Raw genomic sequence first — 20,573 nt, 5'->3', positions numbered from 1 at the left:
ATATTGGTCTGTATACTAAAATAAATAAGGATAGAGCCGATGGCCGAATGCTGACAGCTCATAGCCGTTACACTACAAACGGCCTGATTACCCTTGCATTGAATTTTTTGAGCTGAACGAAAAGCTGATTGAGCATATCGTCATTATGATACATTCCGATGATCGTTCCTCCCGATCCGGCGAATTTTGCGGATGCACCGCATGCTCTTGCCGCATTGATCAATTGCTTATTGGATTCCGGGACGTCGTAAATCTGGCATCGCAGGTCGAAATTTTCATTCATAAGCTGATGCAGATCATCTGCCCGGCCTTCCAGCAGTGCTTTCTGACCTTCTTCTGCCTTTTGCGCTATAGCAGCCAGCGTATCAATAACCTCTTTTTCTCCCCGGTCAAATCTGGCTCGGACATCACTGTGCACCTTCCCTGAAACCTTACTCAGATTCGTATTATACGCAACATATAGTTTTGGTAACAATTCAGGATTAATTCTTTCGTACTTCCCATGTCCTTTTTCCTGAATCATGTCTTTGTCAAAATCCATGTATACGCAACCCTCATAGCATTGTATCACACGATCCTGCAAACCCGCGGTGATGCCAAGTTCTTCAGTTTCGGTAACCATGACTAATTGAGGCAGAATTTCAATCGGGATTTCTACCTTATAGAATTGCATCAGCGCACGGAACAATGCTACAACAATGGCACTTGAACCAGACATACCTACCTGACGTGGAATGGAAGATCTGTAGCGTACCGTGAAGTTTCTGTTGGGAAGTTTGATATTGTTTTCTTCACAATAGTCACCAAACTTTTTGATTCCCGCTTTAATCAGTGGAATGCCGCCATTATAGCCCAGCATACTTACCGATTCGCGGAGGTGGTAGATACTTCGGAAAGTATTTACATCCTGCGGCTGAGGCTCAATATGAAGTTCAGGAGATTCGTATAGGGAAATGGAAGCACCAAAATTTCTGACAGATATAGAAATTGTTTTTCCAAAAAAACCATCAGAAGGATTACCCAAAAGCCCGGCGCGGGCGTAAGCGCGTGTCTCGATTATCAAGGCTAAGTTCTTTTTTTGTTAAATGTAGTAACAAATTGACGAGCTTTCGTATTATTTGCCCTGAAAATAAAACGGATATAGGAGTAATTTGAAAGTGGGATATAAAAAATACGGTATCAATAATCCTGTGATTCTGATACCGTATTTTTTGCATAATCTTTATATAAAAGAATGATGCATATATGTTGAGAACTTATTGTTTTACAACCTGGATGTTAGCAATCAATTTCACGTCGTCGCCTACAACTACTCCACCCGCTTCGGTAACAGCTCCCCATGTCAGACCGAATTCCTGACGGTTGATTTTACCAGTAATTTCAAAACCTGACTTGTTATTTCCGTAGAAGTCAGTCATATTTCCGCCATACTCTACTGCGAACTCGAAAGGTTTTGTGATGTCCTTAACAGTTAAATCACCTTTCAATGCGTAGCTGTCGCTTCCTTTCTTTGCCAATGTACCAGCGAAAGAGATTTTTGGATATTCCTCACTTGCAAAGAAATCGGCTGATTTTAAGTGCTCATCACGTTGAGCTTGGTTGGTATCTATGCTTGCAGTATCTGCTGAGAAAGTAACGCTTGCACCATCGAAATCTTCAGCTTCGGTTGAAACACTTCCTTCAAAAGTTTTGAATGAGCCAGTAACTGTAGAGATAACAAGGTGTTTTACTTTAAACTGAATTTCTGAATGTGTCGGGTCAATAACCCATGTTGTTGCAGTTGCCATGTTAGTGTTATTTGTGTTGTTACATTTAATGTATATACATGTAATAATACGAAGTAGTTCCGACAAAAGAAAAAAATCTCAATCTTTTGTGATTGAGATTTAAAGTTTAATAGCAAAGCATCCTTTTATCTTGCTGAATTTTTATTGCTCTTTAGGCATTTCAAAAATACTTTCATCAATTTTCGGATTGACTTCGAGAGACGTAATTCTGTTTACCATGGTCATACCCGGCATGGCGGTGGTAGTAACTTCAAGTACGAATGGAAAAACGATTCCATCAATTTGTCTGAAGTCAGACTGTGTACTCTCAGTTTTGATAAGCTGCCCTTCAACAGGCATGGACGCTTCTATTTTAAGAATATAGAAAGTGTCTTTGGAGATATAATTAATTTGTTTAACCCCGCTGTTCAGTGTGGCTGTTACTTTGTAAACCTTAGCTCCGTCGAGATCTTCTTCTCCATCCAAAGTAAGTTTGTAACCTTTTTCTTTATAGTTATACAGCCCAGTCAGATCCTTTTGAGATTCCATTGATTTAACAGCCTCTTCAGGCATCACAGTCGCTTTTGTCTGGCCACCCATTGGGTTGATCATCCATCCTGTATTGCCGTTAACAGCCTGTATAATTGTCATTCCCTGAGCTTTAGTTTCTGTACGAAATGCCTTATTCTGCACAATGGTGGTATTAACAGGCATATCCATATTCATTACTTTCATGTTAGCTGCTATTTTGACCCCTTTCAATTGTGCTATTTTGTCTGCCCCGCCCATGGCTTTGATATGTTTGTAAACGATATCATCTACAGTTTGAGCTGATGCATAACATTGGATCAACACAAGCGAAGTAATCAGCAGCGATTTTATGGTGAAAGAGAGCGACATAGGATGTGCAGGTTCAGTTCTAAATTTATAAAATGTATACAGAATTGGATCTAAAACTAATAAAAAAAACGAGCGGATCAATTGATCCGCTCGTTTCCAGTTCGATAACTATATTTTTTATGATGCCTTTAAAGCTTCTGCACCACCAACGATTTCCAAAATCTCGGTAGTAATTGCAGCCTGACGCGTACGGTTGTAAATAAGCTTCAGCTCTTTCAAAAGATCCTGAGCATTCTCTGTTGCTTTTTCCATAGCAGTCATACGTGCACCTTGCTCTGAAGCATAGGATTCAAGAGCTGCTCTGTACAACTGAATTTTAAGCGACTTTGGAATCAGCTCAGCCAGAATCTCCTCTTCTGTAGGTTCGAAGATGTAGTTCACTTCAGCTTTTTTTACTGTTGAAGTTGGTTGCTCCGAAACAATAGGAAGATATCTATCTGCATGGATGATCTGAGTAGCCACGTTTTTGAATTCGTTGTAAACGAGATCCACCGCGTCATAACGCCCATCAGAAAATGCGGTCATTATTATTTCCGCAGCTTCTTTTACAGCGACAAAGCTAAGTCTTGTAAATAAATCTGTATAGGTAGAATTCACCTTAAAGCCTCTGCGGCTAAATGATTCTGCACCTTTTTTACCGATTGCAAAGATCTCGACATTTCCTTTTGCAGCCTGAGCAGCATATCTTTCATCGATCAATTGCATAGTAGCTTTAACGACATTGGTATTGAATGCTCCACACAATCCACGGTCGGATGTCACAACCACGATCAATACTTTTTCGATCGAACGGACTACTTTCAGCGGGCTGTCCACAGAGTTTTCTGATCCTGCGGATACAGTGGAAAGCATTTCTCCCAGCTTTTGAGCGTAAGGGCGCATCTGGATAATATTATCCTGTGCTCGACGCAACTTAGCTGCGGCCACCATTTTCATGGCCTTTGTAATTTGCTGGGTAGAGTTAACCGATACAATCCGGTTACGTACTTCTTTTAAACTTGCCATTCTTGGGAAATTAAAAACGGTTCGCCGTTGCGGTTATAACTGCCACATGCAAGTTGCCTGCGGCAGTTATAATGAGTGATGGATTAGCTTAGTATTTAGCTGATATTTCTTTTGCTACGCTATCGATTACGTCAGTAACACTGTTGTCCAGTTTACCTGCACGCAAAGCGGCCAAAGTTTCTTTATGCTGAACAGAAAGAACAGTCAGGAATTCTTTTTCGAATTCTTTCACACGCTCAACAGGAACTCTGTCCAAAAGTCCTTTTGTAGAAGCATAAACAGTTGCAACTTGCTGCTCAACAGGAACAGGAGCATACTGGGGTTGCTTAAGGATTTCCTGGTTACGACGTCCACGATCAATGGCAAGTTTTGTAGCAGCATCAAGGTCAGAACCAAACTTAGCAAAAGCTTCAAGTTCACGGAACTGTGCCTGATCAAGTTTCAGCGTACCAGAAACTTTTTTCATTGACTTGATCTGCGCATTACCACCCACACGTGATACCGAAATCCCTACGTTGATCGCAGGACGGATACCAGAGTTAAACAGGTTGGATTCAAGGAATATCTGTCCGTCAGTAATCGAAATTACGTTGGTAGGGATATAAGCAGAAACGTCACCCGCCTGGGTTTCAATGATTGGAAGGGCAGTCAAAGAACCACCACCTTTTACGATATCCTTCAATGACGGAGGAAGATCGTTCATATTTCTTGCGATGTTATCGTCTGCGATTACCTTCGCTGCACGCTCCAAAAGGCGGCTATGCAGATAAAATACGTCTCCTGGGTAAGCTTCACGGCCCGGAGGACGACGAAGCAGAAGGGAAACCTCACGATAAGAAACAGCTTGTTTTGAAAGGTCATCATAAACAACCAATGCAGGACGACCTGTATCACGGAAGAATTCACCGATCGCAGCTCCTGTAAACGGTGCGTAGAATTGCATTGGAGAAGGATCAGAAGCACCAGCTGCAACAATCACTGTGTAATCCATAGCACCATAACGACGTAGCGTAGCTTCAATACCTTTAATTGTAGAAGCTTTCTGGCCGCAGGCAACGTAAATACAGAATACAGGCTCTCCTTTATCAAAGTATTCTTTTTGATTGATAATGGTATCAATGGCAACAGCTGTTTTACCAGTCTGACGGTCACCGATGATCAACTCGCGTTGTCCACGTCCGATAGGAATCATGGCATCGATTGACTTGATACCTGTCTGAAGAGGTTCAGTTACAGGCTGACGGAAGATTACCCCCGGAGCTTTACGCTCAAGTGGCATTTCGTAAGTTTGTCCCAGAATCGGACCATGACCGTCAATTGGTTCTGCCAGCGTGTTCACTACACGTCCGATAATTCCATCACCAACTTTAACAGAAGCGATCTCTTTGGTACGCTTTACAGTAGCGCCCTCTTTAATTTCGCTGTAATCACCGAGCAAAACAGCACCGACATTATCTTCCTCAAGGTTAAGTGCGAGTGCTTTAAGGCCATTTTCGAAAGCAAGCAGCTCACCTGCCTGAACCTGCGAAAGACCGTAAATGCGGGCAACGCCATCACCAACCTGAAGGACGGTTCCTACTTCTTCGAGTTCCGCTTCAGATTTAGCGCCTGCAAGTTGCTCACGTAGAATGGCTGAAACTTCATCTGGTCTAACAGATACCATAGTATAATTGACTTATTTAGAGTATAGTAGTAAGATTTTGAAATCAGCCGCAAAGGTAGGTTTTTATTTTGGTTTATAAAGAATGTTTTGTGTAAAAAACTATCTCTGGAAATTAGATTTTTCCAAGTTTAGGAGATTAAACATATCAGCTCAGTTTAAATGGCCGTTTATCAGCCTGATTAAACGTTTTTAAAACTTTTTTAGGTACTAATTGTGTTTTTGTTGTAATTGAGTTCGTTTAGAGTAATTACAGAATAAAACTTAAACTTCCGACTATCTTTTTTTAGCAGAATGTACAAATTAGAAAAAATGATTATAGCAGGTGTTGTATGCGGTATTGCGGCGGCTGCACCTTCTTTGGCACAAACAAACAAACCAGCAACTAAGGCACCTGTGAAGAAGGTTGCTGCAACAACAGCAAAGCCTGCTGCAAAACCAGTTCCGGCTCCTGTTTTACTTAAAACCCAGATGGATTCCTTGTCTGCGGCAATAGGAGTAAGTTTTTCGAATTCGGTAGCATCTCAGGGAATCGGGAATCTGAATACCAATGTACTTACAAAAACCATCAGTGCCGCTCTAAACGGAGAAAAGACAGCATTGAGCCCGGAAGCCGCAAATGCTTTCCTGCAAACTTATTTTGAAAAGATATCAGCCGTTAAACAAAAGGAAATGGAAGAAAAAGGAGCAGTAGTACGCGTTGAAGGAGAAAAGTTTTTGGAAGAAAACAAGAAGAAGGCCGGCGTAACCACTACAGAGAGTGGTCTGCAATATGAAATTATAAAGGCAGGTGAAGGTGCTAAGCCTACTTCTACCGATAAAGTAAAAACACATTACCATGGTACTCTTATCAATGGAACAGTTTTTGACAGTTCTGTTGATCGCGGAGAGCCTATAGAATTTCCTGTTAATGGCGTGATCAAAGGATGGACGGAAGCTTTGCAACTGATGCCTGTTGGTTCCAAATGGAAATTATTTATTCCTTACGACCTTGCTTATGGAGAGCGTGGGGCGGGAGGCCAGATACCACCCTATTCAGCACTGGTATTTGAAGTTGAATTATTGGATATTGTTAAATAGAACATTCAACAATGAAAAAGTACTTAATAACTCTTATTCCGGTTGTTTTGCTGGGTTGGCAGAGCGGTCCCACCAGGGAGAAAAGCTCACTGAGGTTGGCGGATTCGACAACAACCGGTGATATAAAGCCGATCGCTTCGCAGTTTAAGGCGGAAGAACTTACTACTCGTATCTTATCCAATTATCATTACAGAAAAACGAAACTGAATGATTCGTTATCAGCTGTGATGTTTGATAAGTATATTGATGGTATAGATCATGGTCGTTTATATTTCCTGGCTTCAGACATCGCGGATTTTGAGAAGTACAAACTTTCATTTGATGATTTCCTGATCAGAAAAGAGCTTGATGTTCCCTTCGATATGTATAACGTTTTCAGAAAACGCTATAAGGAAAGAAGCGAGTACATTCAGGCGTTGCTGAAAGAGGAGAAGCCTTTCGACTTTACAGCGGACGAATCTATCAATACAGATCGTGAAAAAGCACCGTGGGCCAAGACCGATGAAGAGCTCAATGATACATGGCGGAAGTATCTTAAAAGTGAGGCGCTTGACCTGAAGCTATCAGGAAAGGCAGATTCATCTATTACAACAACACTTCGTGATCGTTACAAAAACAGAGATAGGGCGTTGGCGAGAATTCGTACCGAGCAGGTATTTCAAATGTTCATGAATTCGTATGCCGAAGCACTGGATCCACATACATCTTACCTGGCACCAACTGCGGCAGACCGCTTCAAGCAGGATATGAGTCAGTCATTGGAAGGTATTGGAGCATTACTTCAGGAAGAAGATAATTACATCAAGATTAAGGAAGTAATTCCTGGCGGTCCTGCTTTTAAAGGCAAACAACTTAAGAAAGAAGACAAGATCATTGGTGTAGCGCAGGGTGACGATGGCAAAATCGTGGACATCGTAGGGTGGTTTGTGGATGATGCCGTGAAGCTGATCAAAGGTCCTAAGGGAACTGTTGTTCGTTTGCAGATTAACTCAGCAGATGCTTTGCCTGGAACACCTCCGAAAGAATACCGTTTGGTGCGTGAGAAAATCAAAATTGAAGAGCAACGTGCTAAAAAAGAGATCGTATCCATTACTTCCGGCAAGAAGGATTATAAGGTGGGTGTGATAGATATTCCGCTTTTCTATCGTGATTTTGAAGGTGCGCAGCAGCGTGAGAAAGAGTTTTCGAGTACTACCCGAGACGTACAGAAGCTGATCACTGAACTGCAGGGCGAGAATGTGGATGGAATTGTGATTGATTTGCGAAACAACGGAGGCGGTTCACTAACAGAAGCAATTTCACTTACTGGTTTGTTTATTAACAGAGGTCCGGTGGTACAGGTGAAAGAAAGTAGGGGAGAAATCGATGTACAGTCGGATAATGATCCCATGATAGCCTATAACGGTCCGATGGCAGTTATGGTGAATCGCTTTAGTGCTTCGGCATCAGAAATCTTTGCTGCGGCTATTCAGGATTACAAACGCGGGATTATCGTAGGAGAACAAACATATGGTAAAGGAACCGTTCAGACGCTTATTAATCTGAATCAGTATGATACCAAATATCCTGAACCATTGGGTGAGGCGAAGTTAACAGTTGCCAAATTCTATAGAATCAATGGAAGCAGTACACAGCTGAAAGGTGTAATGCCTGACCTGGAACTGCCTACTGCATTCAAAGTAAACGAGTATGGAGAAGGTTCTCAACCAAGTGCTTTGCCATGGGATCAGATCGCATCATCCAGATATGAGACAACTAATGATGTCAATGAGAAAATTATTTCTCAGCTTAAAGACAAATACAATCACCGTCTGAAATCGGATGAAGAATTAAAGACATTGGTAAAAACACTAGATGACTTTAAAAAAGCACGCGAAAATAAGATTGTATCTCTGCAGGAAACAAAACGTAAAGTTGAACGCGAGGAAGCTGAGAAAAAACGTGCTGCCATGAAGCAACTGGGTGAACCTGATGAAGAAGAGGAAGAAACAGACGGAAAGGCGGTAGAGGCACCGAAAGAAGCGAAGAAGAAAAAGGATATTTATCTTAATGAAACTGGCAGAATGCTGGTAGATCTTATTCAGATATCCAAAGAACCAAGTTTGGCAGGAACTAAGAAGAAATAGTTTTGACCGACTTAAACAAAAAACCGGATAAGGTAAAACTTGTCCGGTTTTTTGTTGCTCTGATAGGGGTTGATTACTTCCAGCCACCACCTACCGAGCGATATAACTCAATCAATGCAAGGTATTGATCCGTCTGTACATTAGCAAGCGTTAATTCAGCCTCTAATACGCTTTTCTGAGCTGTTATGATCTCCAGGTAGGTGGCATAACCCGTTACGAATAAATCGCGGGACGTAGTTACCGCTTGTTGTAGCATTGCCACTTCTTCACGCTTTAATTCTGTAATCTTTCTGGAGTTTTCAATACGATTTAAACTCGTACTCACTTCCTGGAAGCCGGTCAGTATTGATTTATTATAATTGTATAACGATTCTTTAGTGGTAGCTTCAGCTCTCTTCTGTCCTGCTTTTAGTGCTTTCCGATTCAATAAAGGTGCAGTTAGTCCGCCCAGTGCATTGTATGCGATAGAGCCGGGATTGAAGATCAGGCTACTTTTAAAAGCGTTGAATCCAAGCATGGCCGTTATGTTTAACGACGGCATAAATGCCAGCCGGGCAACGTGTTGATCTTCGTAATTGGCTAGCATTTCAAGTTCTGCCTGTTTTACGTCAGGGCGGTTAAGCAGCATCTGAGTGGGAATACCGGCACGTATCTGCTGTGGAAATGACTGTTCAACCACTGTACTACGTGTGATTTTCTGAGGAAAACGACCCAGTAGTAAATTCAGCTGATTTTCGGCAGCAATAATGCGCTGGTTCACATCTATTTCCAGGCTTTGTGTATTTAATAACTGTGCTTTAAACTGGCGTACCGCTAGCTCATTAGCACGTCCTGCCTCTTTTTGAACACCGATTGTTTCTACAGCGGTCTGCTGTAAAGTGATGTTCTTTTTAATAATATTAAGTTCTGTGTCGAGATTGATCAGCTCAAAATACAAGCTCGCCACATTGGCAACAATACTTGTGGTGATTGCCTGCCGCGCCTTTTCAGAAGCCAGAAATCGCGTAAAGGCTGCTTTACGCTGAGTCCTTAATTTTCCCCATATATCTATTTCCCAGGAGCTACGTACTCCGGCAAAATAATCGGGTAGGAAAGGAGCGGGCAGTTTACGCTTATCGTCCAGGTTAGGAGAGAAATTGGTGTCATAGTTACCAACGCCATCCATGGTATAATCACCGAATTTTCTTCCTCCACCGGATACTTCCACATCCACCACAGGTAGCAACGCGCCTTTTGCAAACAACACATTTGTCTGCGCCATTTCAATTCTCTGTATGGCCATCTTGAGATCCAGATTGTTTTGGATGGCGGTGTCAATAATGGCAACCAGGTTTTGGTCTGTAAAAAAGGTCTTCCAAGGAATACTCCCAATGCCGGTTGTGTCTTTTAGTCCTGCAAATGTTTCGGGTGTTTGAATCCGAACCTGCGGCACGGGCTTAGATAGACGGCAGCTGCTCACTATCAGGGCCGAGGCAATCAGTACCGGATATACTTTAAATGTTCTCATTAATGTCTTTTTCTGATGTAAAATGTAGTTCAGCCTTCCGGATGCCGGAGGGCTGAACCCGGGAGTTTAATGCAATACTTTTTCCTGAGTTGCTACAGTAGGCTTTGGTGGCTTGGTTCCTCTTACCATACTGGCGAAAAGCACATAAAGCCCGGGGATTATAATTACTCCGAACAGGGTTCCGATAAGCATACCACCAGCTGCTGCCGTACCGATTGATCGGTTACCAATAGCACCAGCTCCTGAGGCTACTACCAACGGGATAAGTCCGGCAACAAATGCAAAGGAAGTCATCAGGATAGGCCGTAACCTTTCGGTAGCTCCTTCCAATACGGCGTCTACAACTGTTCGGCCTTCCTTCTGACGAAGTATTGCGTACTCGACAATCAAAATGGCATTTTTACCCAACAAACCTATGAGCATGACGAGCGAAACCTGCGCGTAGATATTGTTTTGCAGCCCCATCAGTTTCAGTGCAAGGAATGCTCCGAAGACACCTGTAGGAAGAGATAAAATTACCGGAAGTGGAAGCAGGAAGCTTTCATACTGAGCTGCCAGTAACAGATAAACGAAAATCAGACATATGGCAAAAATATAGATGGCCTGGTTACCAGACAGAATTTCTTCCCGTGTCATACCTGACCATTCATAGGTAAATCCTCTTGGAAGACTTGTAGCTGCTACTCTTTCAACGGCTTTGATCGCATCGCCGCTACTAAATCCGGGAGCAGCATCCCCATTAATCATAGCAGATGTAAACATGTTATACCTCGTCAAAAGCTCAGGTCCATACACTCGTTCCAGTGTAATAAAGGTAGAGAAGGGCACCATTTCACCACGATTGTTCTTCACATACAGTTTGAGGATATCTTCCGGGTTTTTTCGGAAATCCGGATCGGCTTGCACCATCACTTTATACATTTGTCCGAAACGGATAAAGTTGGAAGCGTACAAACTACCAATCAGCGTTTGAAGTGTACTCATAGCCATATCAACAGACACGCCTTTTTTAGAAGCAATATCGGCATCAACATGGATCATGTACTGAGGGAAACTTGCATCGAAACTGCTGAAAGCACTGGCAATCTCAGGAGTGTCCATCAGATCCTTTACGAATTTATTAGTGATATCGGCTGTTTTTTGCAGGTCATCACTTCCCGTTTTATCCTGAACCCTCAATTCAAAACCACTTGAGTTACCAAATCCGGGTACTGTCGGTGGTGGAAAAAACTGAATATCTGCATCGGTAATATGTTTGGTTTTACGCTCCATCTCAGAAATAATGTCCTGAACTGAGGCTTCACGTTCATCCCATGCTTTCAGGTTGATCATGGCCATACCATAAGAAGAACCAGCAGATTCGGTAATCAAGCTATATCCGGAAAGGGAAGAAACAGACTCTACGGGTTCCAGAGACTGAGCCACTTTTTGAATTTCATCTAATACAGCTTCTGTTCTTTCAACCGTAGATGCAACAGGAGTAGTAACGTTGACATTGATTACACCCTGATCTTCTGTCGGGATAAAGCCGGTAGGAAGGACAGTATTGATTCCATAAGTTCCTATGCAAAACGCCAGAAGTAAACCAATTGTGATCATCCGTCGGCTAACGATCATCGAAAGCAACTTACGGTACTTGCCGGAAATTTTATCATATCCATTGTTAAACCCTCTGAAAAACCGGTCAAGAGGAGTGTTTTTGGAGGGTTGACCATGGGTGTTTTTCAACATCAGCGCACAAAGGGCCGGTGTAAGCGTGAGCGCATTGATACCCGAAATAACAATCGAAATGGCGAGTGTAATGGAGAACTGTCGGTAGAAGATACCTACCGGTCCGGACATAAATGCTACGGGTACGAATACTGCCGACATCACAAGCGTTATAGCGATAATGGCACCACTCATCTCTTTCATGGATTCAATCGTAGCCTCTCGTGCATCCAGATGTTTCTCTGCCATCTTCGCATGGACGGCCTCGACGACGACAATGGCATTATCTACCACAATACCAATCGCAAGCACGAGTGCAAATAATGTAAGCAGGTTGATCGAAAATCCAAATAACTGCATAAATGCAAAGGTACCAACGAGTGCAACAGGAACTGCCAAAGCGGGAATGACCGTCGATCGGAAGTCCTGCAGGAAAAGATATACAATGATGATAACGAGGATAAATGCCTCAATCAGTGTACGCACCACTTCATGTATCGATGCATCAAGGAAGCGTGAGACATCATAAGATACGAAATAATCCATTCCCGGAGGGAAGGTGGTACCTTTCAGTTCAGCCACTTTGGCCTTGATGTTGGCAATTACCTCCTGCGCATTAGATCCAGGCCGCTGTTTGATCATGATGGAAGCAGATGGCTTTCCATTTGATTTGGAGGCCATATCGTATTCCAAGGTACCAAACTCAATGTCGGCAACATCTTTGAGTTTGAGCATGGAACCATCCGGATTAGATCGGATTATTATATTCTCATACTGCTGAGGCTGAAAAAGCTTACCCGTATATTTCAGTACATATTGCAATGCCTGTGTCTCTCTGCCCGAACTTACGCCGGTTTTTCCGGGAGCCGCTACAACGTTCTGATCGCGAATAGCCTGGACGACTTCGTCTGCAGAAACTTCATAACTATTCATGCGGTCGGGCTTAAGCCATACGCGCATAGAGTAGTCTTTGCTACCCATAATCTGTGCACGTCCTACACCGTCAATTCTTTTGAGTTCTTTCAGGATATTGATGTCGGCAAAGTTGTACACGAAATCTTCTCCAACTGTTGAATCTGAACTCATAATGTCCAGATACATCAACATACTGTTTACTTCTTTTTCAGTAGTAACCCCGGCTTTGATTACCTCTTCCGGCAGTTCGTCAATCACGGTCTGAACCCTGTTCTGCACATTAACCGCAGCAAGATCCGGGTCAATTCCTACATTAAAAGAAACTGTAATGGTAGTAACTCCATCATTACCGGATACACTGGTCATGTAAGTCATACCAGGTACACCGTTGATCGCTCTTTCAAGCGGAACAGCTACTGCATCCACACAAACCTCGGAGTTAGCTCCTGTATATGTGGCAGTTACAACGACAGAGGGAGGGACGATATCAGGAAACTGTGACACTGGCAGATCCAGAAAAGCCAGCAGTCCGAGCAAAGTAATAAAGATTGAGATGACCAGTGATAAGACCGGTCGTTCTATAAATTTTTGAAACATGATTGTTTATTCAGGTGGAACGAAAAGAGCTTAGCGGGCAGATAGTTCTACCTTTCCTGCTGGAGCTTTAAGACTGTCGAGTGAAATGGCTTTAGGATTGATGGTAGCACCATCCTTTAAGCCCTGCAATCCTTCATAGACAATCTTTTCACCAGGTTCCAATCCTGACTTCACTATATAATAATCACCCAGACGTGACTGCGGAGTAAATACGCGTGTTTTGATTTTATTATCCTCCTGAACTACGTATACAAAGCTCTTATCCTGTATTTCAAATGCAGCTTTCTGAGGAATAAGGATAGCATTATCCACTGAATTGGTTAGGCGTACTGTACCTGTAGAGCCATGTTTCAATAATTTGTCAGGATTTGAGAAACGTGCACGAAAAGCTATAGAGCCTGTACCTTCATCAAATGCGCCTTCCATGGTTTCGATAGTTCCTTTATGTTTAAAATAGGAACCATCAGCTAACTCAAGTTCTACCAATGAATGCTGACTTTCTGATTTTCCCCTGGCTTTCACATATTCCAGATATTCGTTCTCGGATACATTGAAATAGGCAAAAACATGCTTCGTATCGGAAAGCGTTGTCAGTAGCGTTCCTTCATTAATCAGACTTCCGGTTTTGGAAGGAATACGGTCGATAATTCCATCAAAAGGAGCGCGGATCTGCGTTTGGGCCAGCTGAAGAGCTGCATTTGCTTTTTCTGAGCGTGCCTCTTCAATTTTAGCGTTGACAGCTGCAAGTTTTGCTTCTGCTACTTCGACTTCGGTTTTGGAGATGACATTCTTTTCTACAAGCAATTTCACCCTCTTCAATTCCAACTCAGCTCCTTTAGCTTCAGCCACGGCACTTTGCAGTGTTGCTTTTGCTTTGGCAAGGTTAGCTTCGTATTCTTCATTGTTAATTCTGAAAAGAACCTGACCTTTTCTTACTTCCTTGCCTTCATCAACATATACCTCTTCGAGGTAACCTTTTACACGGGCGTAAATCTCAACATTTTTCACTGCGTGAATATCACCCACATATTCTCTATGGAGCTTCGTGCTTTGCGTTTTAAGCTCAGTCACAGGAATCGTCCTGATGCTGTCGCTGCTATCTGATGTATCCTTACTTTGCGTAGCGCAACCTGTAACGAATGCGCTGGCTAAAAGCAATACCGGCCAAATGTAATTTTTCATGATGAGTTGGTAATATTGATAATATTTTCTTGGTAATATCGAATAGGGGAGAGCAGACCGTTATGTATCAAGACGTTAAAAAACGAATGCCAGTTGAGGTAAGTGGCATGTATACAAACGGTTACAATGTATGCATGACGATACATAGTAATACTCAAATCAGAAAAGTGAAGTTGGCCTTAGAATGGGCAGAGACGGTGGAGAAAGCTGTAATAGTCGGGCAGAATATTTCTGCTCAGGTATACAGAAAATAGTGGTTTATGGACTTTAGCAAGTCCCTTGTGATTGGGAAGAAAGTCTATAAAGGCTGAAGGAGCAGACTCAAAAAGGGAAAATCTGTAGGAAGAGTGTCTGTGTCGAAGTAAATCCGTCAGATTCTCTTTCCATTCACATTCGTCCGCTTGGATAATAGGTGCATCTATCAATTCTTCCTCCTCACAGATCTCGAAATCTTCCAATACTTCCTGGTTCGCCGGCATGTAGGAAATGAACCTGGCTGTAAGACCATCTGGCTTGTACGATGCCCTTGACTGTCCTGAGAACAGCGATAAGACCACGGTATGTACCAGGAATAAAAACAATACAAAAGTTCTTTTTGTCATGATGCTGATTGGTATCAGTACATTAAAAAATTCATACTTTTATAATGAATTCAAGAATGATTGGAATTATTGGAGCGGAAATTTGATAAATGCCTGCTATATGTCAAATATAATAATTCAAATGAAGATTGCAAATTTTTAAGAATGTTAATAACTGTTAAGTGAGGCACGGTTGCAATGATCCCGGATTCTCCTATGTATAAAAAACAGCATAAAATTGAGTCATCGGGCGTGAAATGTTAACGTAAACTTCATTGTAATTTTGATTTTAAAAGGTTTTTGAGTTATTTAAACAGGATGAGAAGTAATAAGTATATTCTTCTGAAGAACATCGAGACACGGATATTTTATAATTCAAGAAATTTTTTAATATAAATGCAAGTTATTGATACCTATAAAGCGATGCCAACTACCCTTATTGCACCAATGAAGTTATTAATTATAGAGGACGAGCCCAGTGTAATTTCACTCATACAAAGAAGCCTGTCACCAGGAAATGAAATTACTGTGGCTATGGACGGTCAGTCCGGTTTGCAGATGTGCCTGCAACATGATTTTGATATGATTATCCTTGACCTGATGATTCCTTTGATCAATGGAATGGAGGTCTGCCGTAAAGTTAGAAGTGCTAACATCAGTACTCCTATCTTGATGTTGACGGCGCTTGGGACCACTGAGAATATTGTTTCCGGTCTGGATGCCGGAGCTGACGATTATATGACCAAGCCATTCAAGCTGGCAGAACTGGAAGCGAGGATACGTACACTGACACGACGTAATAAGGAAACAGAAAAAGAGAAGACGGTAAGTGGACTGCGAATTGGAGATCTGATCATGGATACAGTCACTAAAACAGTAACCAGGGCAGGACAGGCTATCGAATTGACTGCCACTGAGTTCAGACTGCTCGAGTTTCTGTTGATGAATCAGAACAAGGTACTTAACCGGATGGAAATTCTGGAAAATGTATGGGATATTAACTTCAATCTGGGTACCAATGTCGTAGATGTTTACATCAATTATCTGAGGAAAAAAATTGATAAAAAACATGCTGTGAAACTAATTCATACTGTCTTTGGAATGGGCTATGTAATGCGGCAAACCTATGAAGATCCAAAATAGGATAGCCCTGATATTTACCTTTCTCACAGCAGGAATCATTATTGCTCTGAGCATATTTGTATATACATTTTCCAGAAAAGGTGTTGAGAACAGCTTTTTTCATCGTCTCGAAGTACGCGCTGATATTGTGGGGCATGCATCCCTGCACGAAAACAAGTCTCAGACATCTATCTACTACGATATAAAGGAAAAGCATCTCGGAGATCTTCCGTATGAGCATCACACAATTATTCGCACCGGTGAGATAGAGAAGGTTAACTCGCTCAAGTCAAGTCTGCCGGTGCCCCCGTCATTTTATGATCAGATTGTAAGAAAGGAGCCGGCACGTTATTTCGATAAGGATACATCCTATGTAGGGCTGAACATCACACTTGAAGGGAAAAATATCATTATCATCTCAAAGGCAGTTGATTTATACGGATTGGAGGAGCTGGAAAACCTTCAAAATCTGATGGTTACCGGGTTTTTTATAGCCATGATCTTCGTATATACCTTTGGTAAATTATTTTCACATCAGGTCTTTGAACCTATACGGCGGATCATTCGAAATGTGAAAGGCATTAACGCCCATAATCTTAATCAACGACTTACCGTTGACGAACCGAAAGATGAAATGGATGACCTTTCCAAAACTTTCAATGACATGCTGGATCGGTTGGAGATTACCTTTGATATGCAGCATAATTTTGTTAGTAATGCAAGTCATGAGTTTCGAACGCCACTTACCATTATCAGTGGAGAAGCACAAATAGGTTTGTCATTACCTCAGTTGTCGTCCGAAGCCCGTGAATCTTTTCAGGTCATCTTTAAAGAAGTAGAAAAGCTGGAGCACCTGACCAACAGCATGTTGAACCTGGCGCAGACTGGTTTTGACGGAAAAAGGGAACAATGGGAAAAAGTACGGATTGACGAGCTCATATTTTCAGTAAAAAGTAGTATCGATCAAATCATGCCGACTAACGATGTCACGATTAATTTTGACGATCTGCCAGACGATGAAAGTAAACTGGAGGTGAATGGGAATGAAGCCTTGTTGAAAGCTGCATTTACCAACATTGTACTCAACAGTTGTAAGTATTCCGACAATAAGCCGGTATCAGTCATTATCAGAAACCAGGGACCTCATGTGGTTGTAGAAGTGATCGATCAGGGAATTGGGATTCCGGACAGGGAAATAGCTCAGATTTTTGTTCCTTTCTTTCGTGCATCCAATACAAATCGCTATAAAGGATACGGTATAGGACTGCCGCTCACAAATAATATCATAAAAATGCATCAGGGCAGCATTTACGTGGACAGTACTGTAGGAGTAGGAACTCATTTTATAACCTATCTACCGATAATTCGCTGATATTTCTTATCTCATTTTAATTTTCTTATTTCATTCTAAGAAATCACTTATTGTATTATAATCTTTCTTTTAGCCAGTGCTAATATCTTGGTTGTAACATTGTATTGTCAATTTATTGATGCAAATGCATTGTCAATCAAAACAGTAGGGTTATGAAGACTATAGTAATTCCGAGTGATTTTAGTAATGAGTCCATCCAGGTAGCGGAAACAATCCTCAGAAATGATAAAACAGATATCAGGTTTGTTTTTACTCACTTGTTCCATGTAGCAGACGATATCCAGGATTTGCTTTTTTCGAATTACAGAAAGAAAGAATATGAGTTTGTATCTGATGAGTTCGATAAGCAACTTCAGATTCTGAAAAGTGTATATCCTCATTTGGTAAGCATTAAGACAGAGTTTTTCTATGGGAGCAAACTGGCGGGTTTCAAAAACTTCCTGGATTACAATGATGCGGAAACGATTGCGTATTCGGAAAGCTATGGTGTACCCAAGCTAAGCAAAAGCAGCATTGAGGCTATGCCAGTCATCAAAAAGTGTGGCATGCATCTGATTAATACCGATACAATAAGGGAAACAGTGATGTCGGATGCCGGATAACAATTTATTCTGGTCTGCTGCACTGTTTCGGATTACACTTAAAGATTTTACACTATGTTGTTAAAAAAGAATATTCCGATCGGTTATATATTTGGGAAAATCAAATATGAGATACTGTTTGTAGCGATATATGGAATTGCTATTGAAATCATCTATCAGAATTTCCATATCACCAGTATATCCATTCCAATGACTATTCATACGGTCTTGGGGACAATCATATCTCTGTTGCTGGCTTTCCGTAGCAACCAGGCTTATGACCGCTGGTGGGAAGCGCGTATAGTATGGGGCGCTATTGTGAATGACTCGCGTACGTTGGCGAGACAGATACTTTTCCTGGTGGAGGATCCTTACGATCATGAGGGAATTAAACCATTCAAACATCGGATGATCAAGAGGCAAATTGCCTGGTGTTATGCTTTGGGAAAAGGATTACGTAAAAATGATCCTATGCCACTGGTTCGTAAATTTGTGTCCGCCGAAGAAGCAGAATTTGTAGATGAATTTGATAACAAACATATAGGCTTACTGCAACTACATGCCAGAGACCTTAATAATGCGTTGAAACAAGGCTGGGTTAATCCATACCAACAGGTTGAAATTGACAGTACACTTACACGTCTGTGTGATCACATGGGTAAGTGTGAGCGAATTAAAAATACTGTATTTCCGTCAACGTATAGTCTCTACATTCATCTGGCGCTCCATTTCTTTATTTTGTTACTGCCATTCGGTCTTGTGGAATTATTCGGTTTCCTCATGGTACCCGTTTTGGTTGTAATTACCGCATGTTTCTTTTTGATTGAAAAGATGGCAATTCATCTTCAGGATCCATTTGAAAATAAGCCAACCGATACGCCGGTACTATCTATTTCAAGAAATATTGAAAGAGATCTTAAACAAATGATGCGTGAAAAACACGATATGCCAACCGCTATGGCTCCATCACGTTTTTATATTTTATAAATTAGCGTTGAAGTAAAAGTGTCATGCAAAGGGCAGGCTGTTTGGCTTGCCCTTTCTTTATGCCGATATTTTTAAAAGTGGCCAGATTGCAAAAATTGGTGATTAGTTTTTCATTTTTCTAAAACTGCATGTAACTTGTTTTACATGAGCTCGAATCTTTTACATACAAAGCGGTTTGTGTTGGTTAAAATGGTTGATGGAGATCAATCCCTTTACCATAGTATCAGCTGTAATCAGAATGTAATGAAGTTTGTCACCGGGTATGCGCTTAGTAGATATGAATCTGACGAGATGTTCAGAGGCATTCTGGAGGACAACGAATCTGACGAGATCCTGGGGAGATATTTTATTAAGGACAGAAAAAATGGTGAGGTTATAGGAGCAGCAAAGCTGGATCAGATAGGATCAGAAATTGAGATTGGTTACAGAATTAGAGAAGAGTACTGGGGGAAGGGTATTGCTACAGAAATAGCAAAAGGTTTGATTCATTTCTCAAAAGATGTACTGGGTATTCGGAAGGTGATCGCGTTTGTTAACGTTGAAAATTACGCGTCCATACGTGTTCTCGAGAAAGCGGGTATGCTTAATACTGAATTGATTGAAGATATTGATGAGGTGAAGTATAAATTCACTTATGTAAATAAAATCAGAATTACTTTAAAAGGAATACTTTTCGTCATCCTTAGTCTGATTGGTATCTTTCTTTTCATAGCTCTGATCATCCGAGGGTTTTAATAAGTCGGCCATATAGCCACTTCGGGTTGGGCCAGGCGATTTGATATAGCTGCGGAACGAATGAAAAAGAGCTATAACCACAAAAACCCATTTTGGTAAGAGGTCTTTGTGGTTATTTTCTTAGAACTTACCACTTTCGTCAGCCAGACTATAACGGAATGTAAAGTAGCTTGATTCTTCCGTTGGGACATCTTCCGGAGCTCCTTTGTAATAGCTGAGGATTTCCACTTTAGCGAATTTTCCCTCGGCCGTCTTGACAACAATGGTTCTGCCAACTATTGGCAAAATAGCGTGAACACTCATATCATATTTATACCAGGAGTTCCCACTCCCGCCAGGGATCGCATTTCCATTTTCTCCGTCTGTTTTATAACCTTCCTGCGGAGCTTCATTTACCTGATCAAAAGGTTTTCCGAGTACAATAGCAGCACCCCTGCCCGGGCCGCTTGTTCCACCGTTGACCACAATGGTGGTTTTACTGAAAGCCAGATCCCATTTTGTAGTTTTTGCATCGTCAGCAGATGCTTCCTTCCCTGTATTCAAATTGAAGTAGATGAAAGGTTTTGTATTCGCATCCAGGTCTTTTATAACGACTATTTCAGACTTTGAAGTTGATATCATGCTGTTGATGCGTGGTGTCGAATTGATGTTTGTGTTCATGGGCTCCATCAGCGAAAGCATTGAGCCAAGCAATATATGTATCATCATGTTTGATGTTATGGAAAAGACCAGAAAAAAGTATTGATC

General features: G+C 41.6%; 17 protein-coding genes. 7 read left to right on the top strand and 10 right to left on the bottom strand.

Annotated features, from left to right (window positions below):
• Positions 1-67: 67 nt before the first annotated feature.
• The 5 genes from AC1XUE_RS09880 to atpA all read right to left on the bottom strand — a co-directional run bounded on the left by AC1XUE_RS09880 (position 68) and on the right by atpA (position 5,334).
• On the bottom strand, positions 68-1,063 hold the full coding sequence (locus AC1XUE_RS09880) for a mevalonate kinase family protein (protein WP_483355766.1): 996 nt from the start codon (positions 1,061-1,063) through the stop codon (positions 68-70).
• A 193-nt stretch (positions 1,064-1,256) separates the two neighbouring features.
• Positions 1,257-1,787, bottom strand: coding sequence for a YceI family protein (locus AC1XUE_RS09875; RefSeq protein ID WP_483355765.1), 531 nt, complete (start codon positions 1,785-1,787; stop codon positions 1,257-1,259).
• Positions 1,788-1,928: 141 nt separating this feature from the next.
• Positions 1,929-2,666, bottom strand: coding sequence for an outer membrane lipoprotein-sorting protein (locus AC1XUE_RS09870; protein ID WP_483355764.1), 738 nt, complete (start codon positions 2,664-2,666; stop codon positions 1,929-1,931).
• A gap of 117 nt (positions 2,667-2,783) precedes the next feature.
• Entirely contained in the window at positions 2,784-3,671 is an 888-nt protein-coding gene (gene atpG / locus AC1XUE_RS09865; protein ID WP_483355763.1) for an ATP synthase F1 subunit gamma, read from the bottom strand.
• Positions 3,672-3,759: 88 nt separating this feature from the next.
• A complete protein-coding gene (gene atpA, locus AC1XUE_RS09860; protein ID WP_483355762.1) occupies positions 3,760-5,334 on the bottom strand; it encodes a F0F1 ATP synthase subunit alpha in 1,575 nt (524 codons plus the stop codon).
• Between the two features lie 291 nt (positions 5,335-5,625).
• Between atpA and bamJ the strand changes: the two genes are divergently transcribed.
• Both bamJ and AC1XUE_RS09850 read left to right on the top strand, forming a co-directional pair.
• Positions 5,626-6,411: a BamJ family beta-barrel-assembly machinery protein gene (gene bamJ / locus AC1XUE_RS09855; RefSeq protein WP_483355761.1), complete on the top strand. Its 786-nt coding sequence runs from the start codon at positions 5,626-5,628 to the stop codon at positions 6,409-6,411.
• Between the two features lie 11 nt (positions 6,412-6,422).
• The gene (locus AC1XUE_RS09850) at positions 6,423-8,537 is read left to right on the top strand and encodes a carboxy terminal-processing peptidase (protein WP_483355760.1); all 2,115 of its coding nucleotides are present in this window, start codon (positions 6,423-6,425) and stop codon (positions 8,535-8,537) included.
• A 73-nt stretch (positions 8,538-8,610) separates the two neighbouring features.
• On the opposite strand, the gene AC1XUE_RS09845 is transcribed toward AC1XUE_RS09850, so the two are convergent.
• From AC1XUE_RS09845 to AC1XUE_RS09830, 4 genes are all read right to left on the bottom strand, one after another.
• Entirely contained in the window at positions 8,611-10,044 is a 1,434-nt protein-coding gene (locus AC1XUE_RS09845) for a TolC family protein (protein ID WP_483355759.1), read from the bottom strand.
• Positions 10,045-10,110: 66 nt separating this feature from the next.
• Positions 10,111-13,266: an efflux RND transporter permease subunit gene (locus AC1XUE_RS09840; RefSeq protein ID WP_483355758.1), complete on the bottom strand. Its 3,156-nt coding sequence runs from the start codon at positions 13,264-13,266 to the stop codon at positions 10,111-10,113.
• Between the two features lie 30 nt (positions 13,267-13,296).
• Positions 13,297-14,448, bottom strand: a complete 1,152-nt coding sequence (locus AC1XUE_RS09835; protein ID WP_483355757.1) for an efflux RND transporter periplasmic adaptor subunit — start codon at positions 14,446-14,448, stop codon at positions 13,297-13,299.
• 179 nt (positions 14,449-14,627) lie between these two features.
• Positions 14,628-15,050, bottom strand: a complete 423-nt coding sequence (locus AC1XUE_RS09830) for a hypothetical protein (RefSeq protein WP_483355756.1) — start codon at positions 15,048-15,050, stop codon at positions 14,628-14,630.
• 426 nt (positions 15,051-15,476) lie between these two features.
• Between AC1XUE_RS09830 and AC1XUE_RS09825 the strand changes: the two genes are divergently transcribed.
• The 5 genes from AC1XUE_RS09825 (at position 15,477) to AC1XUE_RS09805 (ending at position 19,826) form a co-directional block, all read left to right on the top strand.
• Positions 15,477-16,172, top strand: coding sequence for a response regulator transcription factor (locus tag AC1XUE_RS09825; RefSeq protein WP_483355755.1), 696 nt, complete (start codon positions 15,477-15,479; stop codon positions 16,170-16,172).
• A complete protein-coding gene (locus tag AC1XUE_RS09820) occupies positions 16,156-17,523 on the top strand; it encodes a HAMP domain-containing sensor histidine kinase (protein WP_483355754.1) in 1,368 nt (455 codons plus the stop codon). Before AC1XUE_RS09825 ends, AC1XUE_RS09820 begins: the two co-directional genes overlap by 17 nt.
• A gap of 152 nt (positions 17,524-17,675) precedes the next feature.
• Positions 17,676-18,125 carry a hypothetical protein gene (locus AC1XUE_RS09815; RefSeq protein ID WP_483355753.1) on the top strand — a complete coding sequence of 150 codons (450 nt, stop codon included), beginning with the start codon at positions 17,676-17,678 and terminating at the stop codon, positions 18,123-18,125.
• Positions 18,126-18,179: 54 nt separating this feature from the next.
• Complete coding sequence (locus AC1XUE_RS09810) at positions 18,180-19,091, top strand: bestrophin family protein (RefSeq protein WP_483355752.1); 912 nt, start codon at positions 18,180-18,182, stop codon at positions 19,089-19,091.
• A gap of 144 nt (positions 19,092-19,235) precedes the next feature.
• Complete coding sequence (locus tag AC1XUE_RS09805; protein ID WP_483355751.1) at positions 19,236-19,826, top strand: GNAT family N-acetyltransferase; 591 nt, start codon at positions 19,236-19,238, stop codon at positions 19,824-19,826.
• A gap of 120 nt (positions 19,827-19,946) precedes the next feature.
• Here the strand turns inward: AC1XUE_RS09805 and AC1XUE_RS09800 are convergent, their stop codons facing one another.
• Positions 19,947-20,534 (bottom strand): HmuY family protein, encoded by a 588-nt coding sequence (locus tag AC1XUE_RS09800; protein WP_483355750.1) that lies wholly within the window; start codon positions 20,532-20,534, stop codon positions 19,947-19,949.
• Between the last annotated feature and the right edge of the window lie 39 nt (positions 20,535-20,573).

The sequence above is a fragment of the Dyadobacter sp. HNCC25DJ187 genome, assembly GCF_056895255.1.
This window is presented reverse-complemented; position numbering and strand designations above follow the sequence as displayed.